General features: G+C 56.2%; 27 protein-coding genes and 2 pseudogenes. 12 read left to right on the top strand and 17 right to left on the bottom strand.

Features of this window, described 5'->3' with window-relative positions; all coding sequences use genetic code 11:
* Nucleotides 1-3: 3 nt before the first annotated feature.
* From ABSH60_RS21240 to ABSH60_RS21205, 8 genes are all read right to left on the bottom strand, one after another.
* A complete protein-coding gene (locus tag ABSH60_RS21240) occupies nucleotides 4-1,242 on the bottom strand; it encodes an MFS transporter (protein WP_390976012.1) in 1,239 nt (412 codons plus the stop codon).
* Nucleotides 1,243-1,246: 4 nt separating this feature from the next.
* On the bottom strand, nucleotides 1,247-2,080 hold the full coding sequence (locus ABSH60_RS21235; protein WP_390976010.1) for an ATP-binding cassette domain-containing protein: 834 nt from the start codon (nucleotides 2,078-2,080) through the stop codon (nucleotides 1,247-1,249).
* Nucleotides 2,080-2,871 (bottom strand): ATP-binding cassette domain-containing protein, encoded by a 792-nt coding sequence (locus ABSH60_RS21230; RefSeq protein ID WP_390976008.1) that lies wholly within the window; start codon nucleotides 2,869-2,871, stop codon nucleotides 2,080-2,082. Before ABSH60_RS21230 ends, ABSH60_RS21235 begins: the two co-directional genes overlap by 1 nt.
* Nucleotides 2,872-2,981: 110 nt before the next feature.
* On the bottom strand, nucleotides 2,982-3,572 hold the full coding sequence (locus ABSH60_RS21225; RefSeq protein ID WP_390976006.1) for an ABC-type transport auxiliary lipoprotein family protein: 591 nt from the start codon (nucleotides 3,570-3,572) through the stop codon (nucleotides 2,982-2,984).
* Nucleotides 3,569-5,164 carry an MlaD family protein gene (locus ABSH60_RS21220; RefSeq protein ID WP_390976004.1) on the bottom strand — a complete coding sequence of 532 codons (1,596 nt, stop codon included), beginning with the start codon at nucleotides 5,162-5,164 and terminating at the stop codon, nucleotides 3,569-3,571. Before ABSH60_RS21220 ends, ABSH60_RS21225 begins: the two co-directional genes overlap by 4 nt.
* Nucleotides 5,157-5,780, bottom strand: a complete 624-nt coding sequence (locus ABSH60_RS21215) for a paraquat-inducible protein A (protein WP_122096870.1) — start codon at nucleotides 5,778-5,780, stop codon at nucleotides 5,157-5,159. Before ABSH60_RS21215 ends, ABSH60_RS21220 begins: the two co-directional genes overlap by 8 nt.
* Nucleotides 5,777-6,394, bottom strand: coding sequence for a paraquat-inducible protein A (locus tag ABSH60_RS21210; RefSeq protein WP_390976002.1), 618 nt, complete (start codon nucleotides 6,392-6,394; stop codon nucleotides 5,777-5,779). The genes ABSH60_RS21215 and ABSH60_RS21210 overlap by 4 nt, the downstream gene beginning before the upstream one ends.
* 12 nt (nucleotides 6,395-6,406) lie before the next feature.
* The gene (locus ABSH60_RS21205; RefSeq protein ID WP_390976000.1) at nucleotides 6,407-7,069 is read right to left on the bottom strand and encodes a DUF3313 family protein; all 663 of its coding nucleotides are present in this window, start codon (nucleotides 7,067-7,069) and stop codon (nucleotides 6,407-6,409) included.
* Between the two features lie 260 nt (nucleotides 7,070-7,329).
* On the opposite strand from ABSH60_RS21205, the gene ABSH60_RS21200 reads away from it, so the two are divergent.
* The 3 genes from ABSH60_RS21200 (at nucleotide 7,330) to ABSH60_RS21190 (ending at nucleotide 10,351) form a co-directional block, all read left to right on the top strand.
* Entirely contained in the window at nucleotides 7,330-8,448 is a 1,119-nt protein-coding gene (locus ABSH60_RS21200; RefSeq protein WP_390975998.1) for an ABC transporter substrate-binding protein, read from the top strand.
* Between the two features lie 71 nt (nucleotides 8,449-8,519).
* Entirely contained in the window at nucleotides 8,520-9,572 is a 1,053-nt protein-coding gene (locus ABSH60_RS21195) for an iron chelate uptake ABC transporter family permease subunit (protein WP_390975996.1), read from the top strand.
* Complete coding sequence (locus ABSH60_RS21190) at nucleotides 9,569-10,351, top strand: ATP-binding cassette domain-containing protein (protein ID WP_390975994.1); 783 nt, start codon at nucleotides 9,569-9,571, stop codon at nucleotides 10,349-10,351. Before ABSH60_RS21195 ends, ABSH60_RS21190 begins: the two co-directional genes overlap by 4 nt.
* 52 nt (nucleotides 10,352-10,403) lie before the next feature.
* Here the strand turns inward: ABSH60_RS21190 and dctP are convergent, their stop codons facing one another.
* Together dctP and ABSH60_RS21180 are read right to left on the bottom strand one after the other, a co-directional pair.
* Complete coding sequence (dctP, locus tag ABSH60_RS21185) at nucleotides 10,404-11,441, bottom strand: TRAP transporter substrate-binding protein DctP (RefSeq protein WP_390975992.1); 1,038 nt, start codon at nucleotides 11,439-11,441, stop codon at nucleotides 10,404-10,406.
* Nucleotides 11,442-11,589: 148 nt separating this feature from the next.
* On the bottom strand, nucleotides 11,590-14,004 hold the full coding sequence (locus ABSH60_RS21180) for a TonB-dependent receptor domain-containing protein (RefSeq protein WP_390975990.1): 2,415 nt from the start codon (nucleotides 14,002-14,004) through the stop codon (nucleotides 11,590-11,592).
* 377 nt (nucleotides 14,005-14,381) lie between these two features.
* Between ABSH60_RS21180 and ABSH60_RS21175 the strand changes: the two genes are divergently transcribed.
* The 3 genes from ABSH60_RS21175 (at nucleotide 14,382) to ABSH60_RS21165 (ending at nucleotide 16,356) form a co-directional block, all read left to right on the top strand.
* On the top strand, nucleotides 14,382-14,993 hold the full coding sequence (locus ABSH60_RS21175) for a TetR/AcrR family transcriptional regulator (RefSeq protein ID WP_056779575.1): 612 nt from the start codon (nucleotides 14,382-14,384) through the stop codon (nucleotides 14,991-14,993).
* A gap of 68 nt (nucleotides 14,994-15,061) precedes the next feature.
* On the top strand, nucleotides 15,062-15,874 hold the full coding sequence (locus ABSH60_RS21170) for a siderophore-interacting protein (protein ID WP_390975988.1): 813 nt from the start codon (nucleotides 15,062-15,064) through the stop codon (nucleotides 15,872-15,874).
* Entirely contained in the window at nucleotides 15,874-16,356 is a 483-nt protein-coding gene (locus ABSH60_RS21165) for a PadR family transcriptional regulator (protein ID WP_056779567.1), read from the top strand. Before ABSH60_RS21170 ends, ABSH60_RS21165 begins: the two co-directional genes overlap by 1 nt.
* Nucleotides 16,357-16,411: 55 nt before the next feature.
* On the opposite strand, the gene map is transcribed toward ABSH60_RS21165, so the two are convergent.
* Both map and ABSH60_RS21155 read right to left on the bottom strand, forming a co-directional pair.
* Nucleotides 16,412-17,212 carry a type I methionyl aminopeptidase gene (gene map / locus ABSH60_RS21160; protein ID WP_056779562.1) on the bottom strand — a complete coding sequence of 267 codons (801 nt, stop codon included), beginning with the start codon at nucleotides 17,210-17,212 and terminating at the stop codon, nucleotides 16,412-16,414.
* The gene (locus tag ABSH60_RS21155; protein WP_056779560.1) at nucleotides 17,205-17,459 is read right to left on the bottom strand and encodes a ParD-like family protein; all 255 of its coding nucleotides are present in this window, start codon (nucleotides 17,457-17,459) and stop codon (nucleotides 17,205-17,207) included. The genes map and ABSH60_RS21155 overlap by 8 nt, the downstream gene beginning before the upstream one ends.
* A 159-nt stretch (nucleotides 17,460-17,618) precedes the next feature.
* Between ABSH60_RS21155 and ABSH60_RS21150 the strand changes: the two genes are divergently transcribed.
* Nucleotides 17,619-18,008, top strand: coding sequence for a hypothetical protein (locus ABSH60_RS21150; RefSeq protein ID WP_390975985.1), 390 nt, complete (start codon nucleotides 17,619-17,621; stop codon nucleotides 18,006-18,008).
* Nucleotides 18,009-18,072: 64 nt separating this feature from the next.
* A pseudogene (locus tag ABSH60_RS21145) lies at nucleotides 18,073-18,192 on the top strand (hypothetical protein); the annotation flags it as partial.
* Here ABSH60_RS21145 and ABSH60_RS21140 read toward each other — a convergent pair.
* The 3 genes and pseudogenes from ABSH60_RS21140 to ABSH60_RS21130 all read right to left on the bottom strand — a co-directional run.
* Nucleotides 18,175-18,399 (bottom strand): annotated as a pseudogene (locus ABSH60_RS21140) (pentapeptide MXKDX repeat protein); the annotation flags it as partial. The pseudogenes ABSH60_RS21145 and ABSH60_RS21140 overlap by 18 nt on opposite strands.
* A 50-nt stretch (nucleotides 18,400-18,449) precedes the next feature.
* Nucleotides 18,450-19,253 carry a molybdopterin-dependent oxidoreductase gene (locus tag ABSH60_RS21135; RefSeq protein WP_122096880.1) on the bottom strand — a complete coding sequence of 268 codons (804 nt, stop codon included), beginning with the start codon at nucleotides 19,251-19,253 and terminating at the stop codon, nucleotides 18,450-18,452.
* Between the two features lie 10 nt (nucleotides 19,254-19,263).
* Nucleotides 19,264-19,890 carry a cytochrome b/b6 domain-containing protein gene (locus tag ABSH60_RS21130; RefSeq protein ID WP_390975983.1) on the bottom strand — a complete coding sequence of 209 codons (627 nt, stop codon included), beginning with the start codon at nucleotides 19,888-19,890 and terminating at the stop codon, nucleotides 19,264-19,266.
* A 152-nt stretch (nucleotides 19,891-20,042) separates the two neighbouring features.
* Here ABSH60_RS21130 and ABSH60_RS21125 point away from each other — a divergent pair, with 152 nt between their 5' ends.
* The 3 genes from ABSH60_RS21125 to sugE all read left to right on the top strand — a co-directional run bounded on the left by ABSH60_RS21125 (nucleotide 20,043) and on the right by sugE (nucleotide 22,655).
* Complete coding sequence (locus ABSH60_RS21125; RefSeq protein ID WP_056779545.1) at nucleotides 20,043-20,765, top strand: response regulator transcription factor; 723 nt, start codon at nucleotides 20,043-20,045, stop codon at nucleotides 20,763-20,765.
* A 3-nt stretch (nucleotides 20,766-20,768) separates the two neighbouring features.
* On the top strand, nucleotides 20,769-22,235 hold the full coding sequence (locus tag ABSH60_RS21120) for an ATP-binding protein (protein WP_056779543.1): 1,467 nt from the start codon (nucleotides 20,769-20,771) through the stop codon (nucleotides 22,233-22,235).
* A gap of 99 nt (nucleotides 22,236-22,334) precedes the next feature.
* Nucleotides 22,335-22,655, top strand: coding sequence for a quaternary ammonium compound efflux SMR transporter SugE (gene sugE / locus ABSH60_RS21115; RefSeq protein WP_056779540.1), 321 nt, complete (start codon nucleotides 22,335-22,337; stop codon nucleotides 22,653-22,655).
* A gap of 60 nt (nucleotides 22,656-22,715) precedes the next feature.
* Here sugE and ABSH60_RS21110 read toward each other — a convergent pair whose 3' ends face one another.
* Both ABSH60_RS21110 and ABSH60_RS21105 read right to left on the bottom strand, forming a co-directional pair.
* Nucleotides 22,716-23,081, bottom strand: coding sequence for a type II toxin-antitoxin system HicB family antitoxin (locus ABSH60_RS21110; RefSeq protein ID WP_238485196.1), 366 nt, complete (start codon nucleotides 23,079-23,081; stop codon nucleotides 22,716-22,718).
* Nucleotides 23,078-23,404 carry a type II toxin-antitoxin system HicA family toxin gene (locus ABSH60_RS21105; RefSeq protein ID WP_321186553.1) on the bottom strand — a complete coding sequence of 109 codons (327 nt, stop codon included), beginning with the start codon at nucleotides 23,402-23,404 and terminating at the stop codon, nucleotides 23,078-23,080. The genes ABSH60_RS21110 and ABSH60_RS21105 overlap by 4 nt, the downstream gene beginning before the upstream one ends.
* 246 nt (nucleotides 23,405-23,650) lie before the next feature.
* Between ABSH60_RS21105 and ABSH60_RS21100 the strand changes: the two genes are divergently transcribed.
* On the top strand, nucleotides 23,651-24,994 hold the full coding sequence (locus ABSH60_RS21100; RefSeq protein WP_390975978.1) for a HEAT repeat domain-containing protein: 1,344 nt from the start codon (nucleotides 23,651-23,653) through the stop codon (nucleotides 24,992-24,994).
* Nucleotides 24,995-25,015 lie beyond the last annotated feature (21 nt).

Below are 25,015 nucleotides of genomic sequence, written 5' to 3'. Positions count from 1 at the left end.
TTGTCAGATTGCAGGAGGAGGCAGCTGGCGGCAGATTTGCCACATCGCCAGCGCGCTTAAAAACGGAACGGCAGCCAGCGCCAGCCACGGGATCACCGCGCCGGGGGAAGGCACCAGCGCGTCATCGAGCAGGCCGCCGAGCAGGAAATTTCCCGCCAGCACGGCAATGCCGCCCATGGAGGAGAGTGCGCCATAATGGGCGCCGAGATTATGTTGCCCGGCAAAGCGCGGAATGAGATCCATCCCCACCGGCACTATCAGCATCTGCCCGACGGTCAGCAGCGTGATCAGTAACACCGAGGGCAGCAGCCGCAGCCAGCCTTCCGGCGGCACCGTCCAGGCAAACATCGCGACGGCGGCGAAGGCTGAAGACAGCAGCAGAAAACCGGCGGGCAGGATAATCCGTGCGCCGATGCGGCGGGAAAATCGTGCCAGCGGCATTTGCAGAACGATCACCAGAACCGAGGCCAGCACAAACAACGGCCCGAGATCTTGCTCGCTGCCGCCTGAGCGGCGCAATTCCACCGGCAGCGCCAGATACAGCTGGTTATAGCTGAACAGGTAAGCGCTGTAAGCCACAATGAAAGCCACAAACCGCGGCTGACGGAACGTCTGCCACCAGGGCACAATGTTCAGTCCGGCAGCGCGTTGCGGCGCGGCGGGCAGGGTGAAAAAAAGCACCACCAGCGCCAGTAAAAACAGCCCCGAACCGGCCAGCGCCACCGGCTGAAAACCATAGCCGGAAAGCAGTGATCCGAGTAACGGGCCGAGCACCGCGCCCAGCTCTGCGCACACCGCCGAAAGCGCGAACCATTCTGCCCGGCTGCGTTTTCCCGCTTTCTCACTGTGCGTTCCGGCCTGTGCCAGCAAGGCTTCGATGGACGGCGAAAACAGCGCGCCGCCGATGCCGGTCAGACAGGCACCGATGATCACCGGCGTCAGCGTGTCAGAAAGCCCGAGCAGCAGATAGCCGGCGATACGCACCACGCAGCCGCACAGAATCACCACCCGCGCGCCGAAACGATCGGACAGCGCGCCGCCGAGCAAAAACATTCCCTGCTGTGAAAACGTTCGCAGGCCGAGCACCAGACCGATCGCCCAGCCGGAAAGCAACATGTCATCGCGCAGGAAAATGGCAAGAAACGGCACCACCGCGTAAAAGCCGATGTTAAACACCAGATTACTGCCGAGCAGCAACGGAGGCCAGGGTGCGCCAGTGCGCGAAAGTGATCGGGTGAACATCCGGTTATCCATTAACGGTCAAAGGTAAATGTGGGACCGCCTGCAACAGCTGGCGGGTATGCGGGTGGTGCGGAGAATGCAGAATATCCTGTGTGGCGCGGTCTTCAATGATCTGGCCATCATGCATCACCAGCAGGCGTTGACACAGCCCGGCGACCATCGATATATCGTGCGTCACCATCATCAGACCCATGCCATTTTGCTGTGTCACCTGTTGCAGAAGGTGTTTGATTTGCGCGCGCAGCGGCAAATCAAGCCCGCTGACCGGCTCGTCGGCAAGCAAAAATTCAGGGCGGATGGCGAGTGCTCTGGCAATCGCCACACGCTGCGCCTGCCCGCCGGAAAGCGCCCCCGCTTTGCGTTCAAGCAGGGTGTCACTCAGCCCGACCTGCGCCATCACTTCCCGCACCCGCGGCATGACCGGCTCGCCCGCGCCGAGGCGTTTGAGCGGCTGTGCCACAATCTGAGCGACGGTGTGATCCGGCGGTAACGAACCTGCCGGATCTTGCGGAATGTATTGAACGCAACGCCGGAAATCGCGCAGCGAGCGGGCAGAGCCGGGGCGAACCGGCACGCCGTGACAGAAAACCTCACCGCTGTCCGGTGCTTCCATCGCCAGCATAATTTTCAGTAATGAAGATTTCCCGCAACCGGAGGCACCCACCAGCCCGACGCGCTCATGGCGGCCAATGCGCAGCGATAAATGCGAAAACAGCGTGTTGCGTTCAACCGGTGCCTGCCTTATGGCACGCCAGAAGGAGCGCGGCAGCGCGATATGGCGGCTGAGGTTGTGCAGATGCAGAAAAGGCTCAGTCACCAGATGCAGGGGAGAATGCATCAGACCGCCACTCCGCAGGCGGAGACGGCGGGAGAATGCAGTGTCGCGGCCTGTTTCGCGGCGTGAACCAGACGTTGGGTGTAAGGGTGTTGCGGGTGGCGCAGTAACTGCGCCATGGGCGCGGATTCCACCAGCCTGCCGTTTTCCATCACCAGTGCATGCTGACAAAGTTGTGCAGCAACCGCCACGTCGTGAGTGATAAACAGCAGCGCGCGAACCTCGCAGGCGTTGCGCATCACGTCTAAAACCCGTTGCTGGGTCAGCACATCGAGGGCAGTGGTGGGTTCGTCGGCAACCAGCAATGAGGAGGAAGATTGCATCGCCAGCGCGATACATAAGCGCTGGCGCTGGCCGCCGGAAAGCTCCGCCGGATAACGGGCCGAAAAGTGCGGGATATCACCCAGCCCGACGGCACCGAGCATGGCGCTGATGTCACTTTCCCTGGCCGCGGGCAGGGCGAGGCGCAACTGTTTGCCCAGCGTCATCAGCGGGTTAAGGGCGGTGGAAGAGTCCTGAAACACCGTTGCTACGCGGCCTGCCAGAGGGCGTGCCACCGGGTGTTTTCCGCAGACTTCCACGTCGTTGACGCGGATGCTGCCGCTGATTTTTGCCCCCGCAGGGGGAACGCCGGTGATACTTTTGGCGGTCAGCGATTTTCCGCAACCGGATGCACCCAGCAGACAAACGCGTTCACCCGCGTTCACGTGAAAGCTGAGATCGTCGATGCGTTTTTCCCCGGCGATCCACAGCGTCAGCCCTTCAACCGCAAGCACCGGTCGGCCATTTTTCATCCTGTCTGCTGTCATTCCCGTCAATCCGTCTTTCGCTGCTGATCATCTGATATGTGATAACATAACAAAATGTATCAATTTGATGCAAAAGGTTTTGTGATTTTCTTTCGTCAGCGGCACTGGCGCATTCTTATGCTCTCCGCCATGTCTTGTGCCACCTCGCGCATCAGCGACTGTTGCGCGCTGACCAGTCCGGCATCGCCTCCCCGCGCCGTTTGCTGATGTTGCGTGCGGCAGGTGAGGAGCTGTTCTTCGGCGGATCCTGCCGCAAAACTCAGCCGCCAGGTGACGGCGATGCTGGCGCGCTTTTCCGGCCAGGCATCGAAACGCTGAACCGCCACGCTGATGCCGACCACCGGTTTATCCTGCGGCGGCGTTAGCCCGCTGATCTCGGTGGTATTAAGCAAACGTTCCAGCTGGCCGGTAAGCGCGCTGCGCATTTCGTCCGGCAGTGGCGAGGCCCACAGGGCGTCGTCGGACATCACCATTTCGCCGTCGCCTTTGCGCGTGACCATTTGCGGCTGATTCAGCTGTTCCGGCACTGTCACCGGATGAATGCGGATCACGAACGGCGCGGCGGCCACGGCGGGCGGTGCGCTGTCGGCGGCGGTCACCAGCGTGTAATAGTGCGGCGGCGTGGAGGAAGCACAACCGCTGAGCAGCAGGGCGCAGGCGGTGTTTACAGCAGCGGTAAGTTTCATGGGTGTTCCTTCGGGTCATTCTGTCTGCCGGTCAACAAAGCCTGCGGCTGACGCGTCAGTAAACCGCTCAGTGTGCGCAGGGAATAGAGCGTGCGCTGGAATTCGGCCAGCGTGCTGAAGAGCGGAGAGTCCGCCGCCAGCAGCGCCTGCGCGCTTTTCATCGTTTGATCCAGCTGGCGCAGGGTTTGCGTGGTTTGCGGCAACACCTGGCCGTTCACCTGAATCAGCGTCTGATTGAGATTGCCCAGCGTGGCGTTGAGATTATTGCCTATCGACTCAATGGGCATTTTCGACACTTTGCCGATGATGGTGGCGAGCTGTTCCTGCAAATGGTCGAAACCACCGTTCAGCGTCGGAATGCGCAAAGGGCGGGCGTTGAGATCGAAAGGCACCGGCGCGGCACCGGGAACAAAATCGAGGGAAATATACAACTGGCCGGTCAGTAAATTGCCGGTACGCGCCTGTGCCCGCAGGCCATGCTGCACCAGATCGCGCAGGAAAAAGGCCGCCTGTTTATCGCCATCTTTCTGCGGTTTAGGCAGCTTTTGCAGCACGCGGCCTAAACGGTTCGGGTAGACCTCGAGCGTGACCACCGAAATAAAGCGTGAGCCCGCCGGTTCGAAATCCAGGTCAATCGCCGTCACTTTGCCAAGCTTTACGCTGGAAAATTCCACCGGCGCGCCGGTTTGCATCCCGCGTAAGGACTGCTGAAAACGCAGCTGAAGGATTTGCGGTGTGCCGTCCTGCGGGGCCATCGCCGAAGCCTGATCGTCTGCCAGATGAAAGACGCTGTGGCCGCCGGAGGGGAGAGACGCGCCACTTTCCGGCGGATTGGCAAACGCGATCCCGCCAGCTATCACCGAGGCCAGTGTCTGAGTTTTCAGCTGTAACCCGTCGGAATTCAATGATAAATCGACACCGCTGGCATTCCAGAAACGGGTGGATGGCGTGACAAAACGGTCATAGGGGGCATCAATGAAAATATTCACACTCACGCCCTTGCCGTCCGGGCGCAGCGCGTAAGAAGAGACGCGGCCAACCGGTATCCGCCGGTAATAGACCGCCGAGCCGATATCCAGCGAACCCAGATCGTCGGCCACCACTTCAAACTGTTTGCCGGGCATGCCGTTTATCACCGTCGGCGGCGATTCCAGCCCCTGAAAAAGACTGCCGGATTTCTCAGAGGTGCCGGTGTCGAGACTGATGTACGCGCCCGACAGCAACGTATCAATGCCTGATATGCCGCCCATACCGACGCGCGGGCGAACCACCCAGAAACGGGTGTCGGCTTTCGCCAGATTTTGAGCATTCTTCATCAGCGACACCGTGACCAGAACGCGCTGGCTGTCAGGGCTTAACACAATGGATTTCACCAGCCCGACGGTGACGTCTTTGTATTTCACTTCGGTTTTACCGGCCTGTAATCCGCTGGCTGTCTGAAAGGTAATGGAGACTTCCGGCCCGGCGGACATCCAGAGCTGGATCAGCAAAAACAGGCCGGTGAACGCGGCGATCCCCGGCACCAGCCACATAAGCGAAGGACGCCAGCGGCGCGGCAGGATCTCAGGCGGGGGTGAGTCGTGGTCAGTCATTCTTTTTATTTTCCCAAAGCAGACGCGGATCGAACGTCAGTGCGGCCAGCAGAGTGAACATCACCACTGCGCCAAAAAAAACAATGCCGATACGGGGTTCGGCGGTGCTGAAACCGGGGAACTGCACCAGCGCGGCGATGATCGCCACCACCATGACGTCGAGCATTGACCAGTAACCGACATGTTCCGTCAGGCGGAACAGGCGGGATCGAAAACGCTGACCGCCGGTCTGCGGCCTTTTAGCCGCGATCAGCAGCCCGCCGAGGATCAGGAATTTGGCGCAGGGCACAACGACGCTGGCGACAAAAATGATCGCCGCGATGGCGTAATCACCGGAATTCCAGAATCCTGAGATTCCGCCAAGAATCGTGCTCTCCCCGCCGTGACCGGCAAAGCTGTTGTACATCACCGGCAAAAGATTGGCGGGCAGATACAGCAGCAGACCGGTCAGCAGCAGCGCCCAGGTTTGCGACAGACTCTCCGGGTGACGGGGGTGCAGCGGCGTGTTGCAGCGCGGGCAGGGCAAATCCTGCACCGCCAGCACATGCTCACACACCAGCCCGCAGACAGGGCAGCGCACCAGACCCGCAGATAACGCCTGTCTGACCGGCTTCATCCGCGCTTCTCTTTCAGGGTTTTCAGTCTCCACAGCGAATGAAAATCCTGATGATTGATTACCGGGAGTAACAGGCATAACCCGAGCAGTGCCCAGGTGCCGGGGCCGGTGGTGATGTGCACCAGCCCGGAGAGTTTGATGGCGGCGATCAGAATGCTGAGCAGCGCCACTTCCGCCATGCTCCACGGCGCAAGACCGGCCAGTAAACGCATGACGGGCGCGAAGCCCGGTGCGATTTTATTCCGGCAGGCGTGCCACAGCACCCAGCCCAGCAGCAGGATTTGCAGGCACGGACAAACGATAATCAGCAACGCCAGCGGAATAGCCAGCGGCGAGGCGTAACTGTGCGCCAGCGCCATCGTGGTTTCCGCTAAGGTCGCCGCCTGCGACTGACCGTGAAACTGGATTTCCAGCACCGGAAACAGATTGGCGATGATAAAAAACACCGCCGCCGCCACCGTTAATGCCAGCCACTGTTCCAGACTCAGCCAGCTTCCCCGGTACAGTACGGCATGGCAGCGCTGACACCGCGCGGCCTCGCCGGACCGCACGGATTGTCGGGTATACAGGCTGTCGCAGTGTTTGCAGATGACCTGCTGCGGGTAGGTTTTCATTCTGCGTCCCGTTTATTTCAGCTGTTCTTGCAGCTGTTCGGCGCCAATGTCGAGGCCGGTTTCAGCCGCGCTCAGCGCACCCCAGCTCGCGCCGATGTTCAGCGAGTTCGGATACTGTTTGGCGATGTAAGCGCTGAGCAACTGGTCAGACGTTGCATCGTAAATTTCCACCGCGTAACTCACCGAGCCGGTGAACGATCCTTGTTTACCCCGGACGGACTGAACGATGTTGTACGGCCCGCCCATCAGATCGAAACGGGAGAACGTGCCCAGCACCGGCGTGGTGGTTTCAGCACCGGTCAGCGTCAGGCGGATGCGCAAGGTGCCGGGCGTCTTTGTCTGCGTCAGCGGGAAATGCTGACCGACACTTTTGCCAAATGCCTGGTGCATATAGTCCGCCAGCGCCTGCTTCTGTTCGGCGGAAACATCATCAAACTGGGCATCCGTCCCCTGATAAATCACCACCGGATCGAGGATCGCTCTGGAGTATTTATTCCAGTCCGTCGGGATGCTGTAGCGGTATGAAATGTGGCCGGATTCATCCTGCGTATCAGGTTTCATCCGGGAGGAAGAGGTGACCCCGGTGTAGGGCACAGGCTGGGTGCTCGCGCACCCGGTGAGAAAAGCTAAAGAAATCAAAGCTGCCAAAGAATAGCCGTTCGTTAACGCAGACATTCGTCTTACCTTCTGTCAGGAGTCGCAGCGGGACGTCGGTTTGTTTTTACATCAAAACCGTACGGTACGGTATATTTATGAAGTAAGACTTTTCGTCTGTCAAGAAAATGTACACCCCGGTTCAGTTATGCACGGATTTCCACGCAGGCTGTGTTAAATCACTTGAAAGAAAATGTTTATTTGTGTAAATAAAAGCGTCAGACGTAATTGATAATCATTTTCATTCAACTTGATCTACTTATCCTGGGAAACTGAACTTCATGGCTGCACACACTCTTACCCTGCGCTCGCTGGCCTGCGCGCTGTCGTTCGCGACGCTGAGCCTCAGTGCTTCTGCTCTGGCAGAAATCAAAACCATTACCGACGTCATCGGACGTCAGGTAAAAGTCGATCTCCCCGCCAAACGCGTGGTGGTGGGTTTTTATTTTGAAGATTACATGTCCGTCGGCGGCGAAAAGGCCTACGACTCGGTTGTCGGGATTTCACGCGAAGCGTGGGAAGGCTGGGTGCCGGCAAACTGGCAGATGCACGTTGCACACCGTCCGTCGCTGAAAGACATTCCTGACGTGGGCGAAGTTGAAGCGCAGAGTTTCTCGGTAGAAAAAGTGCTGAGTCTGAACCCGGATTTGCTGGTGCTGGCCGACTGGCAGTTTAAAGCGCTGGGCGCCGACGTGGCGCGCATCGAGAAGCAGGGCATTCCGGTGGTGGTCATCGATTACAACGCGCAAACCGTTGAGCGCCATGTGGCCTCAACCCGCGTACTGGGTACGCTGACCGGACAGGAAGCGCGCGCCAGTGAAATGGCGGATTTGTATGCCTCTTCCCTAAAAGAGGTGGCCGATCGCATCGCCGCCTCCGGTAAACCTAAGCCGAAAGTGTATGTGGAATTTGGGAACAAAGGGCCGGAAGAGTATTCGTTCACCTACGGTAAAAATATGTGGGGCGCGATGGCTACCGTGGCGGGCGGCGACAACATTGCTGCGCCGTTTGTTGAGTGGTGGGGGCCGATCAACCCGGAGCAGGTGCTGGCGTCAAAACCGGATGTGATCTTCATTTCAGGGCGTGAAAACAATAAAAATCCGTCAGCCCTGCCGATGGGCGTGGGCATCAGCAAAGCCGAAGCGCGTGAGAAGCTGAAAGGCTTTGAAAACCGTCGTGGCTGGGCAGAATTACCGGCAATCAAAAACGGCCAGTTGTACGGCGTCTATCAGGGCGCGTCCCGCACCCTCTCTGATTTCGCGATGGTGCAGTACATGGCGAAACAGCTCTATCCGGCGCAGTTCAAAGATATGGATCCGCTGGCGAACTACCTGAACTTCTACAAAAAATATCTCCCTGTCACCCCGCAAGGCACGTTTGTGGTCGGCCTGAAAGACTGATCCTGAGGGTGTGTGATACCGGGGCGCTGCCACTGAGCAGCGCTTCTTTCGTTTTCTGACAGGGGATTTTGATGACCATTTCCACCGGACGGAGCGAAGCGATTTCCGCTCACCGCGCGCGTGAACGCAAACGCTGGCGCTACGTTCTGCTTTTTGTGCTGATCACCGCCGTCAGCCTGGTGTTTGATATTGCCACCGGCCCGTCGATGCTGTCGCCTTCCGAAGTCATCCGCTCGCTGACCGGCATTGGCGAACGGGCAGCGATGACCGACGCCATCGTGCGCGAGTTCCGTTTACCGATGGCGCTGATGGCGTTAGTGGTCGGTGCGGCTTTAGGCGCGGGCGGCGCGCAGATGCAGACATTGCTCAACAATCCGATGGCCAGCCCGTACACGCTCGGCATGGCCGCTGCGGCCGGGTTTGGCGCGGCACTGAGTCTGGCATTTGGCGGTTTCGGGCTGAACCCGATGATTTCCGTGCCGATCGGCGCGTTTATCTTTTCGATGATCGCCGCGCTGTTTCTGTTCATGCTGGCGTCGATGCGCACGGTCAGAACCGAAACCATCATTCTCGGCGGTATTGCCCTGCTGTTTTTGTTCCAGTCACTGTTGTCGCTGATTCAGTTTTTGTCGTCGCCCGAGCTTTCGCAGCAGATCTTATTCTGGCTGTTCGGCAGCCTGACCAAAGCAACCTGGCCGACGCTGGCGCTGACCGCGGTCACCACCCTGGTGTGCTGCCTGTTGCTGATGGCGGATTCGTGGAAACTGGCGGCGCTGCGCATGGGTGAAATGCGCGCGCTGAGTCTGGGCGTTAACGTCCGGCGGCTGCGGATGAAAATCCTGATCATCGTGGCGGTGATGACCGCGACGGCGACCAGTTTCGTGGGAGTGATCGGCTTTATCGGGCTGGTCGCGCCGCACATCGCCCGCATGATGGTGGGCGAGGATCAGCGCTTCTCAATGCCGATGTCGGTGCTGGCCGGGGCGCTGATGCTCTCGGCGGCATCGGTGTTGTCGAAGTCGATTGTGCCGGGGGCGTTATTCCCCGTGGGTATCGTGACGGCGATTGTCGGCGTGCCGTTCCTGTTGTGGCTTATCTTCGCACCGCGCAGGAGAACCCTATGATGTGGCTCGACAATGTGAATATTCACCGGCAGGGACGCACGATCATCGGCGGGGTTAGCACGCATCTGGAAGCCGGTAAAATCCATGTGATCATTGGCCCGAACGGCACCGGTAAAACCACGCTGCTCAACGCCATGTTTGGCGAACTGACGCTGGCGGAAGGGCAGATCCGCTGCGGCGAACGCACACTCTCGCCCGGCAAGGTGCGGGGGAAATCGCTGCACGGCTGGCGTGATGCGATAGCTTATCTTCCTCAGGACACTACCGCCGATATCGACCTGACGGTGCTGGAAGTGGTGGTGCTCGGGCGGCTCGGCAAACTGGCGCTGCACATTGATGATGAAACGCTCGACGCCGCGATGCAGCGGCTGGAGCAGGCGGGCATTGCGCATCTTGCCGGACGTGAAATCGCCTCGCTGAGCGGCGGGCAGCGGCAGATGGCGCTGTTTGCCCAGGTGATGATGCGCGAACCCGACGTCATGCTGCTGGACGAGCCGGTCAGCGCGCTGGATCTGAAACATCAGATGTCGTTGCTCAATCTGGTGCGTCGCGAAACCCGTACGCGTGGCTGGGTGACGGTGATTGTGCTGCACGATCTCAATCTGGCCTGCCAGTATGCCGATAATTTACTGGTGGTCGCGCAGGGGAAAATTCAGGCCGCAGGTAAACCGCGTGACGTCGTGACGGCAGAGCTTATCGCGCAGACCTACGGCGTGGAGGTGGAAGTCTTGCAGGATCGCGCAGGAAATCCGGTGATCCAGCCGGTCAGCGGCGGGTAAAAGACATCAGACAGGGGCGGGGCGAACGCCTCTGTCTGACATTCGCCACAATTTACTTCATCGCCTGCGTCATGATGTCAGTGACCAGTTGCATCGCCGGACCGGCGTCTTTCACGCCTGATACTTCCTGCCTGATCACCCAGTCGGCCTGAATCTCCCGATAACGCGTCACCTGTTGCCAGTGCGCCACTTCGCTGTGTCGCAGAACGCGCACTTTCGCCCCCTGTTTTCGCAGCGCTTCGAGCTGCGTTTCAAAATGACTGTCCATCACTGAACCCGTGGTTTGATACGCGGTGCTGGCGGCGCGGGTGATGGCGTCTTTATCTTCCTGCGCCAGTCCGTTCCAGACGTTCTGGTTCATCACCAGCAGATACACATGGCCGAGCCACAGCTCTTTTGAGACTAAAACGTCCGGCGCCATTTTGTGAATGTTGAGATCATAACCGCTGTCGACGTTGACCATAATGCCGTCCAGCGCGCCGGTCTTAAAGGCGTTAACCGTCTGTGCGCCCCACGGCATGGTCACCGGTTTTGCGCCCGCATTGCGCAGGAAATCCTGATGCCAGAAACTGGCTGAACGCCACGTGGTGCCGGTGATGTCTTCCAGATTTTTCAGCGGATGCGTGCTGAAAAATGCCACCGGATAGCCGGTCGCAGAAAAGAGGTTCACCACATTTTCTTTTTTAAGCTCCGCGCTGAATGCGGGGATTTCAGCAAACACGCGGCGGAAAAACGCGATCTGCTGAGCGCCCGAAGGCCCGACCGGAAAGCTTTTAAATATCTGATGCAGCGGTAACTGTTTAGCGGCGTATTCCGGCACCACTATGCCGATATCAGCCGTTTTACCTTCGCCGAGGGTGCGCAGCGCGTCGTAACCCGTGGAGAGTTCGCCGCCCCAGTGGGCTTCAATTTTCAGGCGACCCTGAGATTCTTTTTCAATTGCCGGAAAAAGTACGTCTTCAATAAAGCGGGTACGCATCGCGCCCGCCGGTTCGTGATCGGTGTAGCGCAGGGTCGTGGTCGCCGAAACCGTGAGGGGTAACAGCAGCAGGGCGAGGGCCAGCGCGACGGGTTTTCTGATTAATTCCATGTAATCTCTCAAGGTAAAAAAGGAAAACGCCTATTCTGACGTTTCAGCATTGGGCGAAACGTGCGCGCCGACAGGTTTCATACGGATAACAAAAAAGGCGCCATGTTTGCACATGACGCCCCTGATTTTTACTGTGTGGAATTATCTTTTAGAAATCGACGTTAACGCCCAGCTGGAAGTTACGGCCTGGCATCACGGCCAGCGCTTTGTTGTAAGCATCCTGATTGGTGGTGTCTGTCAGCGTACGGCTGCTCAGGTAATCCCAGTATTTACGATCGGTGAGGTTGTACACGCCACCGTTGATTTTCACGTTCTTCGCCACCTGCCAGTACGCCGTCGCATCTACCATGCCGTAGCCCGGCACGTTCATGTACTCCACCGTGGAATCGGCGATTGGCGTGCCGCTGTTGGTGTAGCTCTGACGGTTAGTGGATTCGGCTTTTTTGCCTTTCACGAAGGTCGCCGTCAGCGCGGTGCCGTACACGCCGGACGGATCGTCCCACGCCACGCCTGCCACCAGTTTCATTGGCGGAACGCTGTCGAGATCGACGTATTTGTCGCCCGCATAGCTGGACTTGGACTGACCCTTCGCGTAACCCAGGGCAAAGGTGGTGCTCAGGCCATTCACATCGCTGAACCAGGCGCCGTAGTCAATTTTGGTGCTCAGCTCGCCGCCGTAGATGTACGCTTTATCGCGGTTTTCAGCCTGATAAATCGTATAAATGTTGGAGGGCACGTTGGTGAACATGTTGCCGTTGGCCGCACGGGTGTAGCGGGTGTTGGCGATGAAGTTCTTATAGGTGTTGTAGAACACGGAGGTTTTGAAGCTCACGCCTTGCGTGGCTTCCCCTTTCACGCCCCACTCAAAGTTGTTGCTGGTTTCGGTTTTCAGATCGGTATTACCGATCAGCGCATACTGCGCAGCGCCCGCGTAAGACGAACCGAGGTTCCATGAGCCGTAAAGCTGGCTGGCATCCGGGAACTGTGCGCCGCGTTTGTATTGCAGATAGGTCATCAGTTTTGGCGTCAGATCATAAGTGAACGCCAGAGAAGGCAGAACCTGTGTATCCGTATTGGCTTTGCCGTACAGGGTGGAGACGGAATCTTCCGACACCACGTTGTTGGACAGGTCAGACAGGTCTGTCGATTTGGTGTTCTGATAGGCCACGCGCACCGCAGGGATCACCGAGAAGTTATGACCATCGAGGTCAAACTTCATGGTGTCTTGCAGGAAGCCGCCCAGAATGTAGCTGCGGCTGTTGGCTTCCGGCTGCATGGTGGTGGTGTAAATGCTTTGCTCAGGGCTTTCGCGGAACGGACGTTCGGTATTGGATACGCGACCGTTGATCCCGGCGCTCAGCTCATGGCGGCCAAGGGTTTTCAGCCAGCTGGTTTCCGCGCCGTAGGTGTTGACGTCATAGTTGGAATAGACGTTCATCATCTGCTTGCTGGCGTTCGGCATGTAGGTGTTGTCGTGCGCCTGCGTGTACTGGTAATAGACTTTGGAAACCACGGCGTCAGCGAAATCGTTAAACGGCGTCCATTCGTCTTTCAGGCTCACGCCCCAGCGGCGGGTGTTACTTTGCTGCTGTGCGGTGCCGAGCACGGCGCTGCCTGCGCTGTTCCACGCATCGTAATGGGTGTGGTTTACTTTTTCGTAGTAATCCAGCGTGCCGGTGAATTTGTGTTCATCGTTTGGCTGCCAGATCCCGGAGGTCATAATCGCGTTGGAGTGCCAGTTGGCCGGATACGCGTCATGCGTATCGCTGTTGTTACGGGTTTGCTGACCGTCACGACGGCTGATCGCCACCAGCCCGCGCAGTTCCTGGTCGCCGGCGGCGGCAGTGATGCCGTTGTGCCATGAGCGATCGGCGGAGCTGTAATCTGACTGGTAACCGAAGTAGGTTTCTTTGCCCGGACGCAGATAATCGTCTGCGGATTTAGGCAGGAAGGAGACGGCACCGCCGATGGAGGTGTTGGCGCGCTCAGCCGAGGTGGCACCGGATTCAATATCCACCTGACCGTACATGTACGGATCGATGTAGTCACGGCCAATGCCGAACGTGCCCAGACCGGCGCGGCTGGCGTAGGCGCGGCCAGTGGCGCTGGGCTGCGGAATGCCGTCGACGTCGATGCTCACGCGGTTGCTTTCCAGACCACGAATGTTGTAGCCGGTGTAGCCGGCGCGGTCAAAGCCGCTTTTGCCGTTACCGGAACCGCCGCTGGAACCCGTTGCGCTTATCAGCGGTTCATAACGCATGATCGTACCGAAATCTTTACCGCCTTTTTTCTGCATGTCGGCGGCGGTGAGGGTGGTTTTCGAGCCCGGTTTTTTATCCGGCAGCGTCTCGGTAACCGTCATAACTTCTTCGTTGCTCTGCGCCAAATCCTGCGCGGTACGCACAGGTTTCTTCTTGGTCACTTCAGAAGTGGTCTGGTTTTGTGCCAGATCGGTGGTGTCTTTTACGGCTTCCGCTGCGTGTACGTTAAAAGTGGTGGTGAGAATCGTCCCCATAAAAACGACGTTTTTCACCAAACCCTGCTGTGAAAAGGATTTGAACATGTGTTTTTAGTCCTGCACTGATTTTTTAAGTTCTGCTCAACAAAACTGCCCTGCAAATTCTAAGACGCACTGGTGATTCTCTTCCTGAGAAAGCCTTTGTCCTTATAAAATATGGGTTTATTTTTTGCGATACCCATTTTGGCGTTGGTGCGAATGATAATGATACTGATAATTGTTATCAACAAAATGATAAAGATAAATGCGTTTCTTAACGGAATCTTTGCACTTCGTACGCCGCCAGGGGCGTTTCAGGCTGGCTTTACAACCCCTAAACCCGCAGTTAGAGTGAAGGTATACAAGAACTGTACCGTACAGTTTAGCGCCCGGCGGCGGCGATTCTCCCCTTGCCGGTGCCGGAAAATGTCTCAGGAGGGAAGATGAAAGTTCGTACCGAAGCCCGCAGGGAAGCGATCGTCGAAGCTGCCGCAACGTTGTTTCAGGAAATGGGCTACGAGCGTGCGTCAATGAACGAACTCGCCAGACGCCTCGGCGGTTCCAAAGCCACGCTTTACAGTTATTTCCCCTCGAAAGAGGCGCTGCTGGTCGCGGTGGTGAAAGCTTTTACGACCGGGCACCTTGCCGAAGCGGTTGACGGGCTGGACGTGGCTTTTGCCGATCTGGATTTAGAAAACGTGCTGACGCGTTTTGGTGAACGCATGTTGCTGGTGCTGACCAACGACAGCACCGCGCTGGCGGTGTACCGCATGGTGATCGCGGAATCCGGGCATTCGGACATCGGCACGCTGTTCCATGATTCAGGCCCGCGCGAATCCATCGGGGCGCTGGCCGCGTTCATGACGGTGGCGATGGAAAAAGGGCAACTGGCGAAGGCCGATCCGCACCTGCGCGCGCAGCAATTTCTGGCGCTGGTGACCGCTGAAACCAATATGCGCATCTATCAGCAAAACCCGGAACCGCTACAGATTGCCGAGATCCGCCAACTGGTAGTGAACGCCGTCGATATGTTTTTACGGGGTGGCGTGCGGTAAGGCACTTGCGTAAAACATTCCTAAGATATATCTTTCATGGCAACTGATTCCCTGAAAGAGAGAAGAACATGGAACAACATCGCACTGATTTACCTGCCGCTAACTTGCCGGTTCGCGTTAAAAACGAGCTGGCTTTTCGTGATCTCACCGTGAAGCGCACTGAAAATCTTGCAGGCTGCTTTAAGCGGATTGTCCTCGGCGGAGAAGATCTGAAAGGTTTTACCTCCCGTGGCTTTGATGATCACATCAAACTGTTTTTCCCTGCCAGCCAGGGGGATGTGGTCACGCCGCCGGTGGCCACCGAAGAGGGCATTGTGTGGGGCGAGGGGCCGCGTCCGCTTAACCGCGAATACACGCCGCTGCACTTTGACGCGCAGGCCAATGAGTTAACGCTTGATTTTTACCTTCACGACGGCGGTGTCGCCAGTGAGTGGGCGGAGGGCGCGAAGCCCGGCGATACGCTGATTATCGGCGGTCCGCGCGGTTCGTTGATCATTCCGATGGATTATCAGTGGCAATTGTACGTGTGTGATGAAACCGGTCTTCCGGCGCTGAAACGCCGCCTGAGTGAGCTGAAACAGGCCGCGACAGGCGCGAAAATCACCGTGCTGGTGAAAGCCAGAGACGCCAGCTGTGTGCGCTACCTGGAAGACGAAAAAGACGTCAGCGTTGAGTGGATCATTGGCGCAGAAGACAGCGACGATCTGGAAACCGATGCCCTGATGCAGAAAGTCAAAAGCCTGACGCTGCCGGACAATGATTTCTATATCTGGGCCACCGGCGAAGGCAAACGGGTGAAAGCGCTGAACGACTATTTCACCGTCACTCAAAAATGCGATCCAGCTTATGTACGCTGCGTGGCTTACTGGCACAATAAATAATGCTGATGAATAAACATCGTCGCGAAAGAATGTTTGAAACCGGAGACATCCGGTTATTAATGCTGCATTTTCTAAAGCAGCGTCCGGCGCATGGTTATGAATTGATTAAGGCAATCGAGGAATTAGCCAAGGGCGAATACACACCGAGCGCCAGTATTATTTATCCCAATCTCACTTTTCTGGAAGAGCAGGCGTTAATCAGTTCTTCTCAGGAAGAGGGCGGGAAGAAGCAATATACCATCACCGCAGAAGGGGCCGAATCGCTGGCACAGCAGGGCGAATTACTGAATGCGGTAACCGGTAAACTGCATTCGCTGGCGATATTATCGAATAACCGCAGTATTCCGGAAATGCAGCGGGCCATTAATAATCTCCGCATGGCGTTAAACCTGCGGCTGGCGAAAGGCCCCGTCGGGCAGGATACGTTATTTAAAATTGTCGATGCGTTAGATCGCGCGACAAAAGACATTGAGCGCAGCTAAACCGCGCGCCAGAAAGCAAAACGCCTCCGGACGGAGGCGTTGTAGTATCAGAGCATCAATTCTCTTCAGGCCACGGCGTCAGGATCTCATAGCCCGTTTTCGTCACCGCAATCATATGTTCCCACTGCGCCGACAACGAGTGATCTTTGGTCACGACCGTCCAGCCATCGCCCAGCACTTTGTTCTGCTTCTTACCGGCATTGAGCATCGGCTCGATGGTAAACAGCATGCCTTCCTGTAGCACCAGCCCGCGGTTTTTCTCGCCGTAATGCAGCACCTGCGGATCTTCGTGATAACCCATGCCGATACCGTGACCGCAATACTCTTCCACAATGGAGAAGCCTTCGCGGTGTGCCACGGCGGCGATGGCAAAGCCGACATCGCCCAGCGTCGCGCCAGGGCGTACCACTTCAATACCGGCCATCATTGCTTCAAACGTGGTGTCCACCAGACGGCGCGCCATAATGGAGGGTTCACCGGCGTAATACATGCGGCTGGTGTCGCCGTACCAGCCGTCTTTGATCAGCGCCACGTCAATATTGACGATATCGCCTTTTTTCAGCGCCTTGTCGGAAGGAATGCCGTGGCAAATCACATGATTAATGGACGTGCAGACGGTCTTCTGATAGCCCTGATAACCAATGTTGGCCGGGATCGCCTGAAGTTCATCCACGATAAAATCGTGGCAAATGCGGTCCAGCTCATTGGTGGTGACACCCGGTACGACGTAAGGGGTGATCATGTGCAGCACGCGGGCGGCCAGTTTTCCGGCGATGCGGGCTTTATCGATGCCTTCCGGGGTTTTGATCATCCGGTTGTTATTAACGAAATACCTGCTGTCTAAACCACTATTCATTGCTTGCCTTCCTGTGTGTGCCACCCACGTTTAACAGCGTGCGGATACTGCCGGTGTTTTCATCCGACTCCAGACTGCATTGCACCAGCAGCCGCGAAATTTCACTGTGCGTCATGTCCGGATGGGTTTCCATCAGCATGCCTATTTTCATCCAGTGTTCCGCCTGCGCATTCATCGAACGCGTATAGGCCAGACTGGCGATACGCAGATTTTCATGCATCAGTTCTGAAATCTTAATGATACCCATCGGGCGACCTCGGCAGTATACGAATCATATATGTTTCGTATACTACGCAAAATATCCCCTAAACTCAACCGGCGCATGTCATGACACCTTTCAGGCAATGGCGTATATTGTGGCGACTTTTCAGTCTCTTATCGCCGATGATAAATTCAAAAGGTTTACATGAAATCTACAAGTAAGTTACTTATTGGGCTGGTGTGCATTTTTTCACTGGCAGGCTGCTCGCGTACTGAACCGGTATTAACGCCACACACCACCATTACCACGCATAATTCGGAAGACCAGATTAAAACCGCGATCATGAGCGCCGGATTAAACCGTGGCTGGATCATGACTGCTGGCGGACCGGGCGTGATTAATGGCCGTCTGAACAACCGTGATCACGTGGCGAATATCCGCGTTAATTACACCCAAAACAGCTACACCATTAATTATGTGAGCAGTTCTAATCTGCTGGCAGAGAAGGGTGAAATCCACCGCGGGTATAATCACTGGGTGAATAATCTCGATAACGATATTCAGAACCGTCTGGCTTCCACTGCCGCGAAATAACGTTTTTTTGCTCCGCTAAGACAAAGCAAAACGCCTCCGCGATAACAGACGGAGGCGTTTTTTTATGCCTGAGGCTCAGGCAGCGGGAGCCGGATTACTGGCCGGACGGCTCTTTTTTCATTGCATCTTTAGACATGTTGTCTTTGGACATACTGTCCTTCGACATGGAGTCCTTAGGCATACTGTCTTTTTTCATGTGATCTTTGGACATGCAGTCTTTGCCCATGCTGTCTTTCGCCATGGTATTTTTGCTCATGCTGTCTTTTTTCATGCAGTCTTTCGACATGTGGCCCATGGTGTCTTTTTTCGCCATGGCGTCAGCGGCATAAGTGGTGCTGACCGCACCCATCATCAGACAAGCAGACATCATCATTACGGTTAATTTTTTCATGGTCATTCCTTCTTTCAGGTTTTAAGAGACAAAGGTTTTGTATGGCGTGTTCAGCTTCCGCCGAACCAGTTGTAGCCCTGATCTTCCCAGTAGCCACCGGTGAATGTGTTCGTTATTTCAATCACTTCTATATGCTTGGGGTTTTTGTAACCCAGCTTGGTCGGCATTCTCAGTTTCATCGGGAAACCGTATTTTCGTGGCAGGATCTGCCCGTCATAAGTCAGCGCCAGCAGGGTTTGCGGATGCAGCGCCGTCGCCATATCAATGCTGGTGTAATACTGATCTGCGCATTTAAAGCTGACGTATTCTGCCGTGAGATCTGCCCCAATCAGGCGGAGAAAATCCCCGAACGGCACGCCGCCCCATTTACCGATCGCGCTCCAGCCTTCAACACAAATGTGGCGCGTGACCTGGCTGACCTGCGCCATCTTGTACAGCGTCGGCAGGGACCATTCGCGTTTATCCAGCGCCAGACCGGCGATTTTCAGGCGATATGCGTTGCCGTCGACTTCAGGTGCATCGTCTTCGGCGTAAAACGCATTAAACGGAAACGGACGGGTGATCATCGATTCGGCATACACCGGCGCGAGACGCGTCGAACCGAACAGCCAGCCCTGTACGCGGTCGTTAAAGCCCGAAATCTTACCGAGCGCGTTTTCCACGCTGGCGTTATCGCTGATGTCGCAACCGGTCAGCATCGCCACGCCGCCGAGGGTCAGTCCGCGCTGTAAAAACAGGCGACGCGAGGGCGCATCCAGCTGACGGATAATCTGTTTCTGCGCTTCCTGCACAATGGCTTCACTGTCCGACGGGCTAAAAATCTGGCTGATACTTTTTTTGATGATGTTTTTCATCGGGTTTTCCTTAACGTCCGCGGATCATGGCGATCAGCGTTTTTGGCACCAGCGCCACCATCACTACATGCAGCACCACAAATCCCACCAGCGAGGCCATCGCCAGAAAATGCACGTAACGCGCGGTATCGAAGCCGCCCATCAGTTCGCGCAGCAGCGGAAACTGCACCGATTTCCACACCACCAGCCCGGAAAACACCAGCACGATGCCGTCAAACATCACGAACACATAGGCAGCGCGCTGCACCATGTTGTAGTGGCGTAAATCGCTGTGTGACAGCGTGCCGCGAAGCGCTGCCCGCAGATCGTTGAAAATACCGCGCGGGGTCAGCGGCCAGAATTTCTGTTTCATGCGGCCGGTGAAAATATTCATCAGCAGGTAAAACACGCCGTTAAAACCAAACAGCCACATACCGGCGAAATGCCACTGAATCGCGCCGCCCAGCCAGCCGCCGAGCGTCACGGTGGAGGGGAAATCAAAATCAAACAGCGGCGAAGCGTTATAAATCTGCCAGCCACTGGTCACCATAATCAGCACCGCCAGCGCGTTCAGCCAGTGCGTCAGGCGCAGCCATAAGGGATGAACCGTGACCGGGGATGGTTTCACCGCCGGAGGTAACGTTGTGTGTGTTGTCATGATGTCTGCCCGCCATCTGCCCTGTTGATGTCATCAGTATCCGGCGGATTTGTTCCCGAAGACCTCACGCAAAGTTAAATTAAATGTGATAACTCTGAGGCATTCGCTTGTGTAGACTCAGGGAAGAGATTGGAAGCAAGGGTTGAGAAAAAATGGATAAAACGAAGAAGATCCTGATTGTCGAAGACGACGGTGATATTGCGGATTTACTCAGTCTGCATCTGCGTGATGAAGGCTATGAAATTACCCACGCCGCTGACGGCAATCTGGGTGTGGCGCTGCTGGAAAAAGGCGGGTGGGATGCCCTGATCCTCGATCTGATGCTGCCTGGCGTTGACGGGCTGGAGATTTGTCGCCGTGCCCGCAACATGACGCGTTACACGCCGATCATCATCATCAGTGCGCGCTCCAGTGAAGTACACCGCGTGCTGGGGCTGGAACTGGGGGCTGACGACTATCTGGCAAAACCCTTTTCCATGCTCGAACTGGTGGCGCGGGTCAAGGCGCTGTTCCGCCGTCAGGAAGCCATGAGCCGCAATATGAAGATGGATGCGGGTACGCTGAGTTTCTCCGGGCTGGCGATCGACCCGATCGCGCGCGAAGTGGTGCTCAATCATCAGCCGGTGGAGCTGACGCCGCGTGAGTTTGATCTGCTGTATTTCTTCGCCAAAAATCCCGGCAAAGTGTTCTCCCGCCTCAGCCTGCTGAATCAGGTCTGGGGCTATGAGCACGAAGGGTATGAGCATACGGTGAACACCCACATTAACCGGCTGCGCATCAAGATAGAAACCAATCCGGCCGAGCCGGAACGTATTCTGACCGTGTGGGGCAAAGGCTATAAATTCGCGTCTTCCGTTGAAGAGGCGCAAGGGTAAATCATGAAAAATCTCACGCTGGCACAAAGACTGACACTGGTATTTACCTTGCTGCTGATCGCCTGCTGCGCGCTTTCCGGCTACATGCAGGTGCGCTCGAGCAATCAGTACAGTCAGGCGGTGATCCAGCGTTTGTCAGCTAATCTTGCCACGCAGATCGCCGCCAATAATCCGCTGCTCAGCCAGGGCGACTGGGATCCGAAAGCGGTGCATTCGCTGTTCAACCAGCTGATGGCGGTGAATCCGAGTGTCGAAGTGTATCTGCTCGATAACAACGGCAACATCGTCGGTAATGCCGCGCCAGCCGGGCGGCTGCAACAGCAAAAAATCGATCTGAAACCGGTCACCGCGCTGTTGCAGGGCGCGAAAATGCCGGTGTACGGCGACAACCCGCGTGATCCGCAAACCCGTCAGGTGTTCAGCGCCGCGCCGTTGCAGGTGGACGGCGTGACCAAAGGCTACGTGTACATTGTCCTGCTGGGTGATGAATACACCGCGCTGACCAGCGACGCACAATATCAGTCGGCCATTTATCTGGCGCTGCGCTCGATGGGGCTGGTGGCGCTGTTTGGTCTGCTGGCCGGTGCGCTGGCATTCCGCTGGGTGACGCGTCCGGTGCGTAAACTGACGCAACAGATAGCCCGCCTTGACAGCGGCGGTATGGCCGCCATTCAGGCACTGGCGAAAAGTGAACCGCCGGCCGGTGCGCCGCGCGATGAAGTGGCGCAGCTGCAACTGGCGTTTGTCGCGCTGGCAAAACGTATCGATCAGCAATGGCAAAGCCTGATGGTGCAGGATCAACAGCGCCGTGAATTTATCGCCAATATTTCCCACGATTTGCGCACGCCGCTGACCTCGTTGCACGGTTATCTGGAAACGTTGTCAGTAAAATCGGACCACCTGAGCAACGAAGACCGGCAGCGTTATCTCAACATTGCCCTGACGCAGAGTAAAAAAGTCGGGCGTCTGGCGCAGGAGTTATTTGAACTGGCCCGTCTGGAATATGGCGTAGTGAAGCCGCAGAAAGAGCCGTTCTCTCTGTGCGAACTGGTGCAGGACGTCTTCCAGAAATTCGAACTGGCGACCGAAACGCGCGGGCAAAAACTGCTGGCAGATATCACGCCGGGCATTCCGCTGGTGAATGCCGATCTGGGGATGATCGAGCGCGTGCTGACCAATCTGCTGGATAACGCCATCCGCCACACGCCGCAAGGCGGCACTATCGAAATCAAACTGTGGAAGAGTGAAGGGCAGGTGATGGTGCAACTGAAAGACTCCGGGCCGGGCATTGCGGCGGAGCTGAAAGACAGCCTGTTTGTAAGGCCGTCGATCCTCAGTGCCAATAAACACCGGGCAGGCGGGCTCGGGCTGATGATTGTGCGCCGCATTCTGCAACTGCACGGCAGCGATATCCGGCTGATTGAAGAGCCACAGCGCGGCGCGTGTTTCCAGTTTTCTGTGCCGGTGTGAAACTCTGCGTTATAATTTTCTCTCACAACGCTGACTGGACGACCAGAGATTCGGCATTACTCTTCAGGGACGACCCTGGCACGGTAAAAAGGACAGGTTATGGCCTGGGTATATTTGTTTTTCGCAGGAATTTTCGAAGTGGTCTGGTCGGTGGCGATGAAAGAGTCTCACGGTTTCAGCCGCCTTGTTCCCAGTATTATCACCATCGTTTTTATGCTGCTCAGCTTCGCGCTGCTCTCTGTTGCCATGAAAACCCTGCCGCTCGGCACGTCTTACACCGTCTGGGTCGGCATCGGCGCAGTGGGCGCCTTTATCCTCGGCGTGACCCTGTTTGGCGAGAGCCTGAGCCCGCTGCGGGTCGTCGCCGCGCTGCTGATTTTTTCCGGCGTGGTATTGCTGAAGTTTGCGACAAAAGATTGAGTGACCGGTTAAGTCAATCAAAAGCCGCTCAGGAGAATGAGCGGCTTTTTGTATTGCGGGCTAGAGAGCGATCAATGCAGAGTATTCATACTTCATTAACACCAGATCAGCGCCTTCACTGAGCAAATCGTTAATTGAACGTCCGGTGGCTTGAGCGGCCAGTGCTAATGCCGCATGTTGTGGAGGTGCCAGCCGGGTAGTCACCTTGCCACTGAACGTTTTTACCGGGGCGATACCTTTCTCTTCACACACTTCCAGAAACACCCGCAGCGATGTTTTACCTTCTTCTTTCAGCTTTTCAACGCTGTCCGCGTAGAAATCTGCACCCCCGTTAAGGTGAAGAAATTCGCCACGGAACATTTCAATTTCCGGATCGTAGGTAACGACGGCAATGTGACCGTCGATTTTCATTGTGTTGTTCATCATGGTTTATATCCTAATCTTTCTAACCATTTTCTGACGGAAGACACCGCGCCTTTATCAGTTTCCGGTTGTGGGTGAGGCCGGTGGAAGACCTGAACTTCATCATCCAAAATCACCGCCATACGCGAGCCTTCCCTTTCTTCAATTTCTCCGCCCAGTGCTCTAGGCAGGGCTTCTATATCTGACCATTTAATTGACGGATTTACCGGTCTGGAAAATACAGAGACAAGAACCCGTTTATGCTTTGCTGACAACCCTGTCAGCCGGGGATTAGGTACGGCAGTCATTATTTGCATAACGCATATGATACCAAAAAGTGACACCATAACCAGTCTCTGGTGTCATTTCATAGTGTCATTATTGCCTCTTTTTCCTTCAGGCTGGTGTTGTGATGAGGTGTGGGTGCTGGTAGCAGAGAGGGTCTGACTGGCACGGTAATGCCTGTATGTTTATGCTTTTTAATGAGATGGCAGATATACCTTCATACTCAACGTTATGGCATCTCTTTAGCATTATCCGTAAGGTATTCGAAAACAATGATGGACTGAATCAGGCAGGAAAGGAGATTAGCGGTGGCAACGGAATACTATTTATTACAGCAAATCGAGGCGCTGATGAGCGATCCGGCTAACTGGGATAACGCTTATGCCCGTGAAACGGACCCTCTGAAACGGCTGGAATGCCTGACCCGCCACTATAACGGGCATCTTCGCCAGCGGGCGGTGCTCTGTCTGGGAATTATGAAAGCCGGAGAGGCATTGCCGGCAATCATCAGGCGGGCGAATGACTGGGTGTGTCAGGTGCGTGATGCCGCACGCCAGAGCATCCGCCAGTTTATGGTTCCGCAAGGTGCCCGATGGCTGGTGGAGTGTCTGCCTGAATTCGGCAAGTTACTTAGCAGCCAGCGTGATGACCATGCACGGCTGCTGGAAGAAATTCACCGCTTTCTCGTCCGGCCAGAGAATAACGCCGTTTTGATGGAAGGCCTGAACTCAGCCAAACCGGATGTCGCCAGACTGGTGCTTGGCCTGATGCTGGAACAGCAACTGTTTACGGTGGACGTTATTTTTGAACGCACGCAGGGTCATAAAAATCCGTCTGTCAGACTGATCGCCACCCGCGCCTGGCTTGGTCAGTCCGGAAGGCGGAACGAACAAGGTCTGCTGACGCTGCTAAAAGACCGCTATGCGCCGGTCAGGCAGGTGGCACTCGCTGTTGTGATGGATGAAAACGCTGACGTGCCCGTCACGATGCTGCTGACGCTGTTGCATGATAACAACGAACTGGTGCGCAAACGTGCGGCCAGAGTGCTGACTGAACGCGGTCATTCCCCCGTGGCGCACAGTCTGGCGGTGTTTAACGATGCGACTCAGAACCTGTCCCGCCGGTGCGTGGCACTCAGGGCGCTGGACGAGCAGAAATATGAGGATGTGCTGGCGCTGGCCCTGGATTGCCTGAAAAGCAACATTACCGCGCTGTACAAAACGGCGTTGGACATTGCCGTTGATCATTTGCAGGAAAATGCCAGGGAATTGTTGCTTGAGGCGATGTCGTACCCGGCTTATTCCGTGGCGAAACGGGCCTGCAGGCAGTATGCAAAACGCAAGTTTTTCCTGACGCTGGAGGAGATTTTACGCAGTCAGGCGGCCGCGCTATCAGCTGAACATCTCGGGCTCTATCTGCCATTATCCGCTCGCCTCGGGTTGTGGGAAGGTCTGCAATTTATGCTGATGCAAGCCGGGAATGCTGAACGTGAGCCGATGAGACAGGCGCTGGCAAAATGGACGACGCGCTTAAACCGCTTTTACACTGAGCCGACGGCGCACCAAAAAACAGCATTACGGGCGCTGCTCATTCAGCATCCCGACGTCGGCCTGCGTGACAAAAACTATCTGATGCAGGTGTTATCTGCCTGAAAAAAAAATGCCCCGTCAGGG

It is taken from the genome of Rahnella sp. R3(2024) (assembly GCF_042920125.1).
Lineage (GTDB): Bacteria > Pseudomonadota > Gammaproteobacteria > Enterobacterales > Enterobacteriaceae > Rahnella > Rahnella rivi.
Note: the sequence above shows the minus strand (reverse complement) of the source record. Positions and strands in the feature narration are given on the sequence as shown.

Excerpts from the sequence above, each read along its gene's own strand:
- ABSH60_RS21240 (WP_390976012.1), bottom strand. The coding sequence starts at position 1,242 with ATGTTCACCCGATCACTTTCGCGCACTGGCGCACCCTGGCCTCCGTTG.
- ABSH60_RS21235 (WP_390976010.1), bottom strand. The coding sequence starts at position 2,080 with ATGCATTCTCCCCTGCATCTGGTGACTGAGCCTTTTCTGCATCTGCAC.
- ABSH60_RS21230 (WP_390976008.1), bottom strand. The coding sequence starts at position 2,871 with ATGAAAAATGGCCGACCGGTGCTTGCGGTTGAAGGGCTGACGCTGTGG.
- ABSH60_RS21225 (WP_390976006.1), bottom strand. The coding sequence starts at position 3,572 with ATGAAACTTACCGCTGCTGTAAACACCGCCTGCGCCCTGCTGCTCAGC.
- ABSH60_RS21220 (WP_390976004.1), bottom strand. The coding sequence starts at position 5,164 with ATGACTGACCACGACTCACCCCCGCCTGAGATCCTGCCGCGCCGCTGG.
- ABSH60_RS21215 (WP_122096870.1), bottom strand. The coding sequence starts at position 5,780 with ATGAAGCCGGTCAGACAGGCGTTATCTGCGGGTCTGGTGCGCTGCCCT.
- ABSH60_RS21210 (WP_390976002.1), bottom strand. The coding sequence starts at position 6,394 with ATGAAAACCTACCCGCAGCAGGTCATCTGCAAACACTGCGACAGCCTG.
- ABSH60_RS21205 (WP_390976000.1), bottom strand. The coding sequence starts at position 7,069 with ATGTCTGCGTTAACGAACGGCTATTCTTTGGCAGCTTTGATTTCTTTA.
- ABSH60_RS21200 (WP_390975998.1), top strand. The coding sequence starts at position 7,330 with ATGGCTGCACACACTCTTACCCTGCGCTCGCTGGCCTGCGCGCTGTCG.
- ABSH60_RS21195 (WP_390975996.1), top strand. The coding sequence starts at position 8,520 with ATGACCATTTCCACCGGACGGAGCGAAGCGATTTCCGCTCACCGCGCG.
- ABSH60_RS21190 (WP_390975994.1), top strand. The coding sequence starts at position 9,569 with ATGATGTGGCTCGACAATGTGAATATTCACCGGCAGGGACGCACGATC.
- dctP (WP_390975992.1), bottom strand. The coding sequence starts at position 11,441 with ATGGAATTAATCAGAAAACCCGTCGCGCTGGCCCTCGCCCTGCTGCTG.
- ABSH60_RS21180 (WP_390975990.1), bottom strand. The coding sequence starts at position 14,004 with ATGTTCAAATCCTTTTCACAGCAGGGTTTGGTGAAAAACGTCGTTTTT.
- ABSH60_RS21175 (WP_056779575.1), top strand. The coding sequence starts at position 14,382 with ATGAAAGTTCGTACCGAAGCCCGCAGGGAAGCGATCGTCGAAGCTGCC.
- ABSH60_RS21170 (WP_390975988.1), top strand. The coding sequence starts at position 15,062 with ATGGAACAACATCGCACTGATTTACCTGCCGCTAACTTGCCGGTTCGC.
- ABSH60_RS21165 (WP_056779567.1), top strand. The coding sequence starts at position 15,874 with ATGCTGATGAATAAACATCGTCGCGAAAGAATGTTTGAAACCGGAGAC.
- map (WP_056779562.1), bottom strand. The coding sequence starts at position 17,212 with ATGAATAGTGGTTTAGACAGCAGGTATTTCGTTAATAACAACCGGATG.
- ABSH60_RS21155 (WP_056779560.1), bottom strand. The coding sequence starts at position 17,459 with ATGGGTATCATTAAGATTTCAGAACTGATGCATGAAAATCTGCGTATC.
- ABSH60_RS21150 (WP_390975985.1), top strand. The coding sequence starts at position 17,619 with ATGAAATCTACAAGTAAGTTACTTATTGGGCTGGTGTGCATTTTTTCA.
- ABSH60_RS21135 (WP_122096880.1), bottom strand. The coding sequence starts at position 19,253 with ATGAAAAACATCATCAAAAAAAGTATCAGCCAGATTTTTAGCCCGTCG.
- ABSH60_RS21130 (WP_390975983.1), bottom strand. The coding sequence starts at position 19,890 with ATGACAACACACACAACGTTACCTCCGGCGGTGAAACCATCCCCGGTC.
- ABSH60_RS21125 (WP_056779545.1), top strand. The coding sequence starts at position 20,043 with ATGGATAAAACGAAGAAGATCCTGATTGTCGAAGACGACGGTGATATT.
- ABSH60_RS21120 (WP_056779543.1), top strand. The coding sequence starts at position 20,769 with ATGAAAAATCTCACGCTGGCACAAAGACTGACACTGGTATTTACCTTG.
- sugE (WP_056779540.1), top strand. The coding sequence starts at position 22,335 with ATGGCCTGGGTATATTTGTTTTTCGCAGGAATTTTCGAAGTGGTCTGG.
- ABSH60_RS21110 (WP_238485196.1), bottom strand. The coding sequence starts at position 23,081 with ATGATGAACAACACAATGAAAATCGACGGTCACATTGCCGTCGTTACC.
- ABSH60_RS21105 (WP_321186553.1), bottom strand. The coding sequence starts at position 23,404 with ATGGTGTCACTTTTTGGTATCATATGCGTTATGCAAATAATGACTGCC.